Annotated in this window: 9 protein-coding genes; 4 read left to right on the top strand and 5 right to left on the bottom strand. The window is 47.7% G+C overall.

All coding sequences use genetic code 11. The annotated features are described in order from the left end of the window. Positions 1-494 precede the first annotated feature (494 nt). Positions 495-3,926: a hypothetical protein gene (locus H6F52_RS20355; RefSeq protein ID WP_190536577.1), complete on the top strand. Its 3,432-nt coding sequence runs from the start codon at positions 495-497 to the stop codon at positions 3,924-3,926. A 51-nt stretch (positions 3,927-3,977) separates the two neighbouring features. Here H6F52_RS20355 and H6F52_RS20360 read toward each other — a convergent pair whose 3' ends face one another. Both H6F52_RS20360 and hslO read right to left on the bottom strand, forming a co-directional pair. Continuing rightward, positions 3,978-6,239 carry a chromosome segregation ATPase gene (locus tag H6F52_RS20360; RefSeq protein ID WP_190536578.1) on the bottom strand — a complete coding sequence of 754 codons (2,262 nt, stop codon included), beginning with the start codon at positions 6,237-6,239 and terminating at the stop codon, positions 3,978-3,980. 204 nt (positions 6,240-6,443) lie between these two features. Continuing rightward, positions 6,444-7,343: an Hsp33 family molecular chaperone HslO gene (gene hslO / locus H6F52_RS20365; RefSeq protein WP_190434191.1), complete on the bottom strand. Its 900-nt coding sequence runs from the start codon at positions 7,341-7,343 to the stop codon at positions 6,444-6,446. Positions 7,344-7,770: 427 nt separating this feature from the next. Here hslO and H6F52_RS20370 point away from each other — a divergent pair, with 427 nt between their 5' ends. Continuing rightward, positions 7,771-8,154 carry a hypothetical protein gene (locus H6F52_RS20370; RefSeq protein WP_190414613.1) on the top strand — a complete coding sequence of 128 codons (384 nt, stop codon included), beginning with the start codon at positions 7,771-7,773 and terminating at the stop codon, positions 8,152-8,154. A gap of 272 nt (positions 8,155-8,426) precedes the next feature. Here the strand turns inward: H6F52_RS20370 and H6F52_RS20375 are convergent, their stop codons facing one another. The 3 genes from H6F52_RS20375 to hisD all read right to left on the bottom strand — a co-directional run bounded on the left by H6F52_RS20375 (position 8,427) and on the right by hisD (position 11,819). After that, a complete protein-coding gene (locus H6F52_RS20375; RefSeq protein WP_190536579.1) occupies positions 8,427-9,371 on the bottom strand; it encodes a DUF928 domain-containing protein in 945 nt (314 codons plus the stop codon). A 695-nt stretch (positions 9,372-10,066) separates the two neighbouring features. Beyond that, positions 10,067-10,492: a universal stress protein gene (locus H6F52_RS20380; protein WP_190536580.1), complete on the bottom strand. Its 426-nt coding sequence runs from the start codon at positions 10,490-10,492 to the stop codon at positions 10,067-10,069. 19 nt (positions 10,493-10,511) lie between these two features. Then, positions 10,512-11,819 carry a histidinol dehydrogenase gene (gene hisD, locus H6F52_RS20385; RefSeq protein ID WP_190438126.1) on the bottom strand — a complete coding sequence of 436 codons (1,308 nt, stop codon included), beginning with the start codon at positions 11,817-11,819 and terminating at the stop codon, positions 10,512-10,514. A gap of 204 nt (positions 11,820-12,023) precedes the next feature. Between hisD and rpsT the strand changes: the two genes are divergently transcribed. Both rpsT and H6F52_RS20395 read left to right on the top strand, forming a co-directional pair. Continuing rightward, positions 12,024-12,356, top strand: a complete 333-nt coding sequence (gene rpsT, locus H6F52_RS20390) for a 30S ribosomal protein S20 (protein WP_190425173.1) — start codon at positions 12,024-12,026, stop codon at positions 12,354-12,356. 114 nt (positions 12,357-12,470) lie between these two features. Further along, positions 12,471-13,271 carry a YchF/TatD family DNA exonuclease gene (locus H6F52_RS20395; protein ID WP_190536613.1) on the top strand — a complete coding sequence of 267 codons (801 nt, stop codon included), beginning with the start codon at positions 12,471-12,473 and terminating at the stop codon, positions 13,269-13,271. Positions 13,272-13,348: the final 77 nt, after the last annotated feature.

A 13,348-nucleotide genomic window follows, 5' to 3' on the forward strand; every position in this document is an offset into this window, starting at 1 on the left:
CACCCTGGAAGGTTTGTCATTACCTTAAGCATAAGGACATATTGCACCATTCGCAGGAAGCTGAGAGTCTGCTTTGAAATTCAGTCCAAGGCTCATAGCTTAAGTCCCTTGAAATGGGCTTAAATTTCTACTTAGTCTTCTAAGCGAAGACTTGATTCTGTTAGCAAGGGGTTGAAACTACAGACAGGTAATGCGACTGGTGCAAAATGTGAGTTGAAACAGACTAATGTTAGAAAAATTCAGTTTTTAAACCATTCTCTGAGCAATTAGAAGGGAAATTTTATTCTCTGGCGGGATTGAAACAAAGCTCAAGTTTCAACACAAGTGGATAATGACACGACCTGGAAGGATAGGCAAATTAGAACTATTTGAGGTAAAAACTGCGATTCTGTGTAAGATGTAACAAAAATTCTACACAGCAATTTCTCTACTGCATAACAATAAGTAATAGTGGCTTCAGCCTGTTTTTTTCAGAAACAGCTACAGACAAGTTTATGTACGTCTATCGCACCTCCCAATTTAACCGAAAGACTCTGTGCTATGGTGTTCAGGCTCAAGTAGATAAATTATGCAACGAACTTGAGCCTTTGAGTATTGATGAGTCACAGGCACGTTTTGAGAGGGTTTATCCCTACTTAAAGCGGAGAGGGGAAAACAATTTACGCCTCATTGCCAGAATTCGATCCGTACAGGACGACCTGGTGCTATGTCTACTAGACATTTTTCTCCGTGGCTCTAAAGAATACAAAAAGTTTCTGCGAACCCCTGAAGAGTACGGCAAAAAGAATCTCGACTGCCAATTAGATGAGGAAGCGCTAACTGGTTGGCTTCAACAGCAGCAACCGTCAGCCAGCAACGTGTCTTCAAGACGCGAACCGCTTCCGGACGATTTGCTTCCCTGGCTAGAACCTCCAGGCTGGGAGATCGAAAAGGATAAAGACTCTTGGGTAATCCTCTACGAAAGTGATGAGTGGATTGCCAAGTTCAAGAGTCCAGAAATCGGAGAAGACTGGGAAATTTACTATCAAATTATCTCTGGAATAGAAGAAAAATCGAGGAACGCTGAGAAAATTGCTGCTTGGCCCGGTGTGTATTTGTGTGGTGAAAATAATTGCTATGTGCTATTTAGCCAACTTGAAACCGCCGATACACTACCTCGAAAAGTATTATTTCTCCTAGCGTCTTTTGCTCATCGACCTTCTACAGAAGAAATAGCCAAAATAGGGGAGGCAACTAATTTATTTGATGGTTCTAAAAATGTTTTATCTAAGCCTTTAACTCTGGATGAACTCACGCCCTTTGCGCGACGGTCTTATCCGAGTTACTTAGTAACAGATAAACAAAGTTGGCTTGCCATTCAAAGAGGAGCAGAAGTAAATCTAGCCCTTTCAGCAGAAGAAGAGGCAATTCTTAACTCGGTATCAACAACATCAGCGCGGGGAAATAATTGTCTGCCGCTTTTCTTAAATGGACGAGCGGGTAGCGGTAAATCTACCATGCTGCTGTATTTGTTTGCAGATTATTGTTATCGAAAATATTACTACGAACCGGGAAAAGAACTTCCAGGTAAACCGCTTTTCCTTACTTATAATAAGCGTCTATTAGAGGTGGCGAAGGAGTTCGTGCGCTGTCTGCATACATTCCATCACCGCTTTGTGGCAGATCGAACAGAAGGTTCGGAAATCCCTGATGTCAGTGCCTTCTTCCAGCCGTTTGGGACATTTCTTTTAAACTTACTCCCTTTAGAAGCAGACGATGCATCCCTGGCTAACCGGATGATCCAGCAACCTTACTCTGCGGGAAACCCTACCGGCTACCCGCATACACTCCAGGAACGTTTCGATTCTCAGAAATACATTTCTTTCCATCGCTTCCGACAGCTTTACCGAGACTCGAAGCTGCCACAAGCACAGGTGTATTCCCCGGAACTTTCCTGGCACGTTATCAGAACTTTCATCAAGGGGTACAGTCTTCGGTACATGACTCCAGAAGACTACCAGGATGAAGTGCCGACTCAGGAACGCACTGTTCCAGTCGCTCAGTTCCAAGAGATTTACAAAACCATCTGGGGACGTTGGTATAAGCGGCTAACAACCGAGCTAGGGTACTGGGACGATCAAGATTTGATTAGATTGGTACTGGAACTCAAGTGTTACCGTGCTGAGTACACCGCTATTTTCTGCGACGAGGCGCAAGATTTCACCCGACTGGAGCTTCAGTTAATTATGCGGCTGTCTGCATTCTCTCAGTGCGATCTGGGATACCAGCCTATGCGTAATTTGCCTTTTGCTTTTGCTGGAGATCCTTTCCAAACCTTGAACCCGACGGGATTTCGTTGGGAGAGCGTACAGGCAGCATTTTACAATGAAGCGATCGCAGCACTCGATCCCACACAGCGATTAAATCTGCGGATGAATTTCCCGGAGCTGAAGTCTAACTATCGCTCTTGTACTGCGGTGGTGCAAGTGATTAACCTGATCCAATTGTGTCGTCAGGTTCTGTTCAAAATTCCGGCACTTCAGCCGCAAACTGCCTGGAAACAAGGTCACTTTCCCACTCCGCAAAAATTTATTATTGGTCGGAATATTCAAATTGAGCAACTCAAACACTACCTGAGAGACACGATTATTATTGTGCCTTGTGAAGAAGGGGGAGAGCTTACTTATGCTCAAAACGATGCGGTTCTTTCTCAAATTTTGGTAGAAATTCCAGAGTCAGAACCGCTCAAAAATGTATTGAGTGCTAGTGCAGTTAAAGGATTGGAATTTAAACGAGTCGTTCTCTACAAATTTGGCGAAGAATGTAACAAAGCTGTCTGGAATCTAGCCAATCGACGGGAAGACTCAAAAGACCTTTTAGCGGATCGTTTATACGAATTTGAATTTTTCTTTAATAAACTCTACGTAGCTGCTTCCAGAGCCAAAGAACGTCTATTTGTTGTTGATTCTCAAATCGGAGACCAGCGGCTTTGGGGGGTCACAGAAACTTATTTAGAAGTGCTTTTACAGCATTCACAAAATCCTGCTTGGCGAGAAAACGTTCAACCCATCCGTTTGGGAAAACCTGAAAGCGCACGGGATCTGCAAGAAGATGACTGGCACTCGATCGCGCAGGAGTTCGAGAGTCGGGGAATGAACTCGGAAGATCCAGATTTCATGAGACGTGCCAGACAGTGTTACAGCGATCGCGCCTACGCTAAAAAAGCAGAAATTTGTGAAGCTTGGGCACTCAAATTTGAGCAGAAATTTAGCGAAGCTGGTCAACGTTTTCTTGTGCTTGGCAAAACAGAAGACGCTTGGGATTGTTTTTGGCAGGGGATGTGTTGGTCAGCATTGTTGAAGCAGTTTGACAAGGCTCCGCCAGGTCGGGAATCAGAGCGGCAAATTGCCCAATTTATGGACAAAAAATTGAGCCAACCTTCTTTAAAGGAGTTCACTCACTTCCTCCAATACTGCATCAAAAGCAACCAGTTGGAGATTCACCGCAACAGCCGACAGTGGAAACTAGCCTTGGAGGAATATGCGACGGGAATTGGGACTTTAATTGCCGGGACAAACCTCCACCCGAATGAGTGGCAGCGATTTGGAGAGGTTCTCGAAGCTTTAGGAGAAGGCTGGAATGGGATGCTCTACCGTGCGGGAACTTGTTTCTACCGCGCCAAGAACTATGAACGTGCCGCGCAATGTTGGGAACGGTGCGATTCTACTCAACAGCGTAAATATTATCTGGCAAAAGCTTCTGTTCTTGGTGTGCCAAATGGTTTGGAGTATTTAGAAAAAGCCGGGGAATCCGAGCAGATTGTTAAGGAGTGGAATCAGGCTGGCAGACCTCATACTCAATTGTGGTTAAAGTATGTTGCGCCAATACTAGAAAAAGGAAAAAGAAAGAGCGGTACGGCAACAAAGGCGAAACAGAAAAAGCGGTAATGAGCGATTAGTTTTTAGATTTTGGCAAAACACCGAATAATCAACTAATGACTAAAAAGAAGGTGAGTTCTCCAGGGACTGAGGTTCTAGACTTTGTTTCCAACCTTGGATTGCCCGTTGAGCGTCGGTGTAGGCAGATGAACCATCGGGGATGTTTTGGGCGATCGCGATCGCTCTTGGGACATCATTCCGCGCCTGATCTTGTGCCATCGCCAACAGTTGATAGCTCCAGCGATTAATCACCTCTCTGGCTTCAGCACCGACTCGCGTCGAGTTACGCACCTGACGAGCCGTTTGAACTGCTTGCGCGATCGCTTCCGGTGTTCCTGGATTCGCTAACTGATAAGCGGACTGCAAAATCTCTTGCGATCGCAGTTCTGTCCGCCAACTTTTAATTTTTTCCTGAGCTTCACCGTAGAGCGCTCGTCCCGATCGAATCTGTCCTGCTGCGGTAATTGCACCGGGAAGATTGCCCGAACTTGCCAAAGCTTGCGCTTGATCCAAATAAGGCTGGTCTTGTACCCGCTCAATTCTGTCTTGCCACCGTCGGATTTTGCCTTGAGCTTCACCGTAGAGCGCTCGTCCCGCTTGAATCTGTCCCGCTGCGGCGATCGCGCCGGAAAGATCCCCTGCATTCGCTAAACCAGTCGCTTGATCCAAATAAGGCTGGTCTTGCATTCGCTCGATTTTGTCAGTCCACTGTCGGATTTTGCGCCTCGCTTCTGTATAAAGAGCGCGTCCTTGACCCACTTGACTCGCTTCGTTAATGGCTTCTTGCAGGGAACTCATATCCCCCAAACTTGCCAGTTGATCGGCGCGAGCGAGATAGGGACGATCTTCTACCGTCTCTATTTGACTCGTCCAGTTATTGACGAGAGATTTTGCTTCTGCGGAGCGGGGATTGGTGCTGGGAACCAGTTGTGCTTCCGCGATCGCTGCGCTTAAGTCACCGACCGTTCCGCCTTTTGCCAGTTCCCGCGCCCGATCTAAATGGGCGACATCTTCAATTTCTCGCTGCCAGCGAACAATCAAATCCTGGGCTTTATCGTATAGAGGGCGTCCTGGATTTAGTTTTTGGGCAAGGGCGATCGCATCTTCCAAATCTGAAACCGTTCCCTTCTGAGCGCGAGACTGGGCACTTGCCAGGTCGTTCAAATCTTGCGCTTCGCTTTGTAAATTCAGGCTTTCGGGAATTTTACTGGTAATGAGGATGACCGTTTGCCAGTCTTTTCGATCGAGCGCCTCTTGAGCCATATCGATTAATTTGCGCCCAAATTCTGTCACCGCGCCTTGAGCTTCCTTGTATGCCAAACTGCTGGGCGGAATTGCTTGTGCCAGTTTGATCGCCTCCAACAGATTATCTAATCCTCCGCTCTTAGAAAGTTGGAACGCTTTATCCAACTTGGCGCTTTCTTCCCGCGCCGACTGAATTAGATTCACCAGTTGGTCGTACTTGGTTGTTGCCCAGTAGTTATTGCCGATATAGACCAGTTGCACCGCATCGCGAAAAGCCTGAGTCCAGTTAGACTCGCGCACCTCGTCCTCGGCTTTTTTGTAAAGGCCTTCTGCCTTCGACCAGATGGATTGCCAGCGATTTACACGCTCATCCACCAACTTGTACGCTGGTACGCCCGTGGGGATTTTGCGAGCCATTGCGATCGCTTCGGACAATTGACCCGCTTGGAAGGATTCCTCTCCCAATTTCAAAATCTCCCGCGACCACTCTTCCAGATGCTTGTCAATTTCTGGGCGTAGCGGGTGATCTTCTGGCAAACCATTCACCAGCGCGATCGCTTCTAGCAAATCTTTTGCCGTCTGCTTAGAAGCCGCTATCTGAGCGCAGCTGAGGCGCAGCGATGCCGAAGCCGTAGGCCAAAAAATGGCTGGGCAGTTGGGAAGCGCTGGCAGGTTAAACAACAGCGCTACCGCTGTAAAACCCAGCCCCCCAGAGAGCAGCACCACCAAGATGCCCCAGAATGCCCAGCTAGTCGGCAAGCGTAAAAAACGTTTAGGTCGAGGTGGCTTGGGTGCTTCTGACGGAGAGTTCGGCAGTGTAGCCGGAATTTGCTGACCCCCCTCTGCTGGTGCAGTACTACCCGCCGGACGCTGAGGACGATCCGTTGGTGGAGGAAGTGGCTGTTTCCCCGGACGCGGTGCTTTTCTGGGGACGGGCTGAGAAGAGTTCTCGCTCGTGTGTGGTTTGCGATCGCTCGGACGCCCAGACGCAGGTACTCGTTTTTGGGATGTCCACCCAGCCGAATTTGAAGACTTGCCGCTCCGCCCGCCATCTGGAATTTCGGGATTTCTAGTCATAGCTTATTCACACCACAACGCGCTTCGCCTGGGACGAATGCTTTTTAGCACAGGCAGTAGTTGCAATCCTACTCCCCTCAGCCGCAAAAAGCTATATTCTCATCCAGAAGTCAAAATCTATAATTCATCATTCACAAGGAAATTTTCAATTCAGCTACAGAATCTAGAATTTTTTCTTACCTTGTGACTTCTAACTTCTGATTCCTAAACAGACTCGGCACGTAAATCCTCAATCAGCGCCGCCAATTCGTCACTGCTGGCGTTGTAAACCTCTCCACAAAAATGGCAAGTCGCTTCGGCTCCATCATCTTTTTCAATCATGTCTTGCAGTTCGGCTTCGCCTAGCATCTTCAAAGCACCCAAGACACGGCTCATCGAGCAACCACAGTGAAATTGCAGCATCTGGACTTCTGGTAGGATGACCAGACCCAGATCTCCTAGTAGTTGCTCCAAAATTTCTGGCAACGTCTTGCCTGCCTGTAACAAGGGTGTAAATCCCGCCAGTGCTTCCATTCGAGATTCCAAAAGTTGCACTAGGCTCTCGTCGCTCGCCGCCTTGGGCAGAACTTGCACCAGCAACCCACCAGAAGCCCGGACTGTACCCGCTTCTATAAATACACCCACCGCTAGTGCTGAGGGCGTTTGTTCCGAAGTCACCAGATAGTGGGCAACGTCATCCCCAATTTCACCCGACACCAGCTCAACGGTACTCGAATACGGGTAGCCGTATCCCACATCGCGCACGACATAGAGGTATCCCTCCCGACCGATTGCTCCCCCGACATCTAGTTTTCCTTTGGCATTTGGGGGCAGTTCCACACTTGGGTTATCTACATACCCTCGTGCAGTTCCGTCCAATCCGGCGTCAACGAGAAGCCCGCCGAGTGGCCCATTTCCTTTTATGCGAATGTTGACCCTTGACCCCTCTCGCTTCATGCTAGAGGCAAGTAATAGCCCAGATGACAGGGTGCGTCCCAGTGCAGCGGTTGCCACGTATGAAAGATTATGACGCTGTCTGGCTTCTTGTGTGAGGCGTGTGGTAATGACCCCAACGGCGCGAATTCCACCCTCTGCCGCCGTGGCACGGATTAACTGATCAGCCATGAAAAGACCTTACATTTCTTAACACACTATACTTTTATTGTAGGCATGGCAGTTAATAGTGAGGTGGTATTTGCGGTGCTAATTATCGGAACCGCCAAAAACAGCTAGTTTTTCAAATAAGAGATAAGAACCTGAATCTTCTATCAGGCACAGATGGATAAACAGGCTAAAAATAAGGATTGAAATATAATTAACATTTTTAAAAAACATTTTTTATGTTGTTTTAGTTAATTTAAAAACAGATATTATATTAAAATTAATTTTTTGTTGTTGATGCAAATCTGAATTTAGAGTATGCATGATAATTCTTAGCTGCCAGGACTATTTAGCCACTACTCTCAAGAAAAACGATTACATTAAGATTAGGAACAGTAAATAGAAACTTCTGTACCAGTAACAACTAATAACAAAGAAACCGCAACTGTTTATGCTAGGAAACTTTCAACAAAGCCATCTTAGAATAGAAGTAAATTCCCCCGCAGCAGCCATCGGCGACAGTCTGCTTCGCCCCAGCCAGCAAAGCCAGTGGTTGTGGCCCCTGCGCCTTTCCGCAGGGCTACCGGAACAACTGTCTGAGGGGTTAATTTACACCAGTTGGGTGGGGCCAGTGGCGATACAACACCAAGTGGAAGTGGCTCAACCCAACTGTCTGCGCCTGCTCTTGAGTCAAGGAATTGACGGTTATCACGAGTGGTACTGGGGAGAACATTGGGTACAGTCACGTCTAGAAGGAGTATCTCTACTGTCGCTGAGTTTGGGGCAAACACTCAGTTTGCTGCGCTTGCGAGAATTTCTAGCATCCCGATCTTAGAACTGAGGGCTGAGGGATGAGGACTGAGGACTGAGGACTGAGGGCTGAAGGGTGGCTAGAAGAACGATTTTCATGTTTGGGAATCGCGCGATCGCTATTAAAGACTAACACGAACACAAACTGAGTAAGAGAGACAGAGAAGGTAGATTCTTCAGTGGCTTATTTACAAACACTTTTGCCTTCACTCTGTGGAATAAAAGAAACCCGTTTTCTACCAGAAAACGGGTTTTTATTCAGGCAAAGACAATTTTAAATTTATGTTGGTGACCTAGCTACTGCCTTACCAACCGTTGTTGTTCTTGCTCTTTCACCTCTGTCAGTCCAATTTGCTCTAAGAGCGATAGAAACTCCTGGCGGATCAACCGATCCTTGGGGGAAGTAGCATGGGCAGCTAAAATTACGCCTAGAGTGTCATACCAGTATGCCGATCGAGCATAGATTGCTGCCTTGCCAATCTGCGATCGCGCAGCTGCCAGTTGTTTCTCTAGAGCAGGTGTTGCGGGTACGTGCTTAATCCAGCCTTGAGCAATCTGATCTTCAGAACGTCGTTTCGGATTGCACTTCAGAGTGACTGTCCATAGATATTCCCGTCCTAGAACCAGTTCTGGCAACTCTTTGGACATCTGGAGTTGATTAATCCCCGCCTTGGGTGTTTGAATTGTTTGCTCAATAATTGGCTTAGATACTCCTGGCTCAACCAGTGTAAAAGCAAGCGGTACCGATTGGTTGCCCGACAAGTACCAGTAAAAGATGGGATGACCTGATGCAGTCAATCCGGTATGAGTCGTAGGAGCCAACAAAGTCACAGATGTAGGCTGAGACTCAGAGCATTCTATTGGCGATTCGTCAACGCCTCTGGTACCGCCTCTGGGAATCATTCCATCATCGGGTGGCTGATAACGAACTCGCGTTCCCGTTCCAATGGTGCCTCCGGGAGCACCCACATCACCCGGCTCGTAACCAGAACCTGTTGGCGTTTTCGGCACAACATCTGCATAAGCGGTTGAGCTAAACCCTAAATCAATTGATAGGCGGCTCAATAGAGAATTGAGGGGAAATTCTATTAAACCGAGAAACTGTATCAAAATCAGTGATGCACTTCCTGCTACCTTCGTCCCTAATTTACGGGAAATCACCATAAATCTACAAATGATGTAATGCCAATAAATTTTTAGACGACCATTTGGCGATCGCAGTTTCCAGATCCCGTACTGCAATCCGGGTATTTGTTGTAATTTTTATTACTCTATCAAAACTTGATAAACTTCGGTCTGCTGTTCGCACTCTTTGAGCATGACGCTACCGAGCCTATTTGTCGGAAATTTGCCCTGAATAGGCTGGGTGAGTTTATTCATTCATTAAAAAGCCAGTACAGAATGCTACAGTCTTAACGCATCGCTCAGTTTGAACTCAGTTTTGCAAGGTTCTCAGCTTCTTGATTACGAAATTAGCCTATTATTTAGCCAATCTCAACTAGAATAATTATTCTACTTTACTAGAAGTTATTAGGGACTAGGAATTAGAAAAAGTTCCTCTAAGCATGAAATTAATGCTGAATCCAGCACTCCAAACTAGGTTGAAGAGACACGTTTATAGACGGCTTTCAGTATGTAATTCCTGGCTTAGAACACTTCTTTCAATCAGAACCGAAACCAGTTACTTTCAAATTCATCTAAAGAAAAAGTAAAGGGTAAGGCTGACCTCAGGGATAATTCAGGCTCTCAAAATCGAGAATCTGAGCCTGAATTATTCTCTTAATTAGCATTTCCTACATCCAAGGAATGGAATTTGCGGCTAAATAAAAAAAGTCCGCCTGCGCGGACTAAGAATAATCAATTATTCTAAAACCTGGGTAGGCAGGTTTTGTCTGTATAGCCGCGAATTCTATTCGCCAGGGCTTCTTTTTTAATTTTTATGCCTGCTTCACCACCAGCACGGAACAAGGGGCATCAGCAACAACTTGGCTGCTGACAGAACCCTCTATAATTCGCTTCAAACCCGTTAAACCCCGACTGCCAATCACAATCAAGTCAGCTTGATAAATATTCGCAAGTCGGATTATTTCTTCAGCGGGGTCGCCAGAAACGATTTCTAATTCGCTGTGGCAAGGTAAAGCTGCCTGATAAGATTCCATCTGCTTTTCAATCTGCCGATAGGGCAGATCCTCCGAAGAGGTATGGGGCTTATCAACAGCAATTTCCACCTCAGACCCCGACGAAGGAATCACATGGCAAAGGATGATTTTGGTCGTTGGCTGTAGTTGGAGTTCTTCCAGGGACTGAATCACTCCCTCCGAAAGCTCTGAACTGTCGAGAGCCACCAGAATAATTTTTAGCACCCCAAAATCTCCTTTTTCGTTATTCGTCAGACCTCTTCTCGATTCGCAGCCGCACGGAGTCAGCGTGGGAAGTCAAACCCTCGGCTTGGGCAAGAATCTGGATAGCGTTGCCAAGCTTCTGGAGCGCTGTCGGCGAGTACTGAATCAAACTGGAGTGTTTCAGAAACGTTTCAACTCCCAGTGCTGAAGCGTAACGGGCAGCGCCAGAGGTAGGTAGCGTGTGATTCGGCCCTGCTAAGTAGTCTCCCACAGCTTCGGGCGTTGAGGAACCCAAGAATATAGCACCCGCGTGGCGAATTTTTTCCAGCAGATCCCAGGGTTCTTGGACTTCCAGTTCCAAGTGTTCGGGGGCAAACTCGTTGGAGAGTTCGGCAGCAACCAACAGAGAGTCAACCACCACAATTAAACCGTAATGAGCGATCGCTTTCTCTGTCAGTAGCCGTCGCGGATGATCTTCCAATTGACGTTCTACTTCTAGCTGTACTTTCTTCGCCAACCCAGCTTCTGTTGTCAGGAGAATTGCTGCTGCCATCGGATCGTGTTCCGCTTGCGCCAACATATCTGCCGCCACATAGACGGGATTGGCGTTTTCATCGGCAATAATCAGTACCTCAGAAGGCCCTGCCAGCGAGTCAATCCCCACGGTGCCATATACGAGCTTTTTCGCCAGGGTGACGTAGATATTACCGGGACCAGTGATGACATCTACTTTAGGAATGGTTTCGGTGCCATAAGCCAAAGCCGCGATCGCTTGAGCGCCGCCAATCCGATAAATTTCTTGCACCCCAGCTTCCTGGGCTGCCACTAGCACCGCGGCATTAATCGTTTTTTCTTGCCCTGGTGGCGTCACCATGACAATTCTCGGCACACCCGCTACCTTCGCAGGGATGGCGTTCATTAATACCGTACTTGGATAGGACGCTCGACCGCCAGGAACGTAAAGCCCTGCTCGATCTACCGGCGTGTAACGCTTCCCCAAAACAATCTCATCGTCCCCAAATTGAACCCAAGATTTCGGGACGCGCTGCCGGTGGAATGCTTCTATTTGTTGACGTGCCAGTTGAATCGCGTTGAGTAACTCCTGGGACACCTGTTGATAGGCAGCATCCAGTTCTGAGCCACTAACGCGCAGCTGTTCGGAATTCAAAGTTTGTCGATCGAATTCAGCCGTGTAGTGCAGCAGAGCTTTGTCGCCCTGGCGCTTCACAGCCTGTAAGACTTCCCGAACAGTTGCCTCTTTATGAACAATCTGGTCGTCATGGGTGCGATCGCAGATACGCCGCAGTTCAGTTCTTGCCTCAGATACCTGAGTAATGATTCGCAGCATGGAGTCGGAATCACCATCTAGGAATTACCCGCCTGAGTTCAGGTATATCACTATCCTCATCTCAAGGGATGAGGCAGCCTATTCCCTGTACTCGTTTCTATAGCTTAACCTGGATTTTTCAAGGGATCGCTATAATTTATGGAGAGATGGTATATTAATCTATCTAGTTCTGTTTGTTAACTGTACAGAGTTTTCTTCAAGACTGTGGCCAATACTAAGTCAGCCCTAAAGCGAGTCCAAGTAGCCGAACGCAACCGGCTGCGTAACAAGACCTATAAATCAGCCGTAAAAACGCTGATGAAGAGTTATCTTGCAGCCGTCCAAACCCACGCAGCCAACCCCACTGCGGAATCGCTGCAAGAAGTACAGCGGCGGATGTCAGAGGTCTACAGCAAGATTGACAAAGCGGTAAAGCGGGGGGTCTTGCATACCAACAACGGTGCCCGGAAAAAATCCAATCTCGCTAAGGCTCTCAAACGCGCGCAGCCCCAGCCAGAAACTTCAACCCCGGCTTCGTCGGATGCTTCTGCTTCCTAGTTGCTAGCCGCTCGTCAGTAGTCAGCAGTCAGTTGTTTATCGAAGGCGGTGGTAGGTAGAATTCCCACTACCCGTTACCCACTACCCAATGCTTGATGACCAATGACTGAACAGATACAGTTGTTCGATACCCATGTCCATATAAACTTCGATCTCTTCCAGTCCGATCTGGAAGAGATTAAAGCTCGGTGGCGCGAAGCGGGGATCGTTCGGCTAGTGCATTCGTGCGTGGAACCTACGGAGTTTTCAAGCATTCAATCACTGGCAAACCGATTTCCAGAACTTTACTTCGCCGTGGGGTTACATCCCCTCGATACCGAGAAGTGGGCATCAGAAACTGCCGAACAAATTCGTTCGCTGGCGAGTTCTGACCAGCGAGTGGTAGCAATTGGCGAAATGGGTCTGGATTTTTATAAAGCGGAAGATAGGGAGCGGCAAATAGAAGTATTTGAAGCACAGCTAGCGATCGCGCAGCAACTTGATTTGCCTGTAATTATTCATTGCCGAGATGCTGCTGCGACCATGCACGAACTGTTGCAAGATTTCTGGAAGCGCACGGGTCCTGTGCGGGGCGTCATGCACTGCTGGGGGGGTACTCCGGAAGAAATGCAATGGTTCTTGGATTTGGGTTTCTATATTAGTATCAGCGGCATCGTAACGTTTAAAAACGCCACTCAAGTTCAGGAATCGGCGAGGAGAATCCCCAGCGATCGCCTCCTAATTGAAACCGACTGCCCCTTCCTCGCACCCGTTCCCAAGCGTGGCAAACGTAACGAACCTTCCTACGTCCGATATGTCGCAGAGTGTGTTGCCCATCTGAGGGGGGTCTCTTTAGGGACTCTAGCCACGCAAACCACCCAGAATGCCTGTAATCTGTTTCGACTTTCCGTACCTCAGCCTTGTGCTGCGATTTAGTGCCCAATTGTAAGGGCTTTTATCCATGCCGCGTGCCGCGTACCGTACCCGTTCTGAGTGCTGTAGACACTGGAAAG

The sequence above is a fragment of the Coleofasciculus sp. FACHB-542 genome (genome assembly GCF_014695825.1).
In the GTDB taxonomy this organism is placed as follows: Bacteria; Cyanobacteriota; Cyanobacteriia; order Cyanobacteriales; family FACHB-T130; genus FACHB-T130.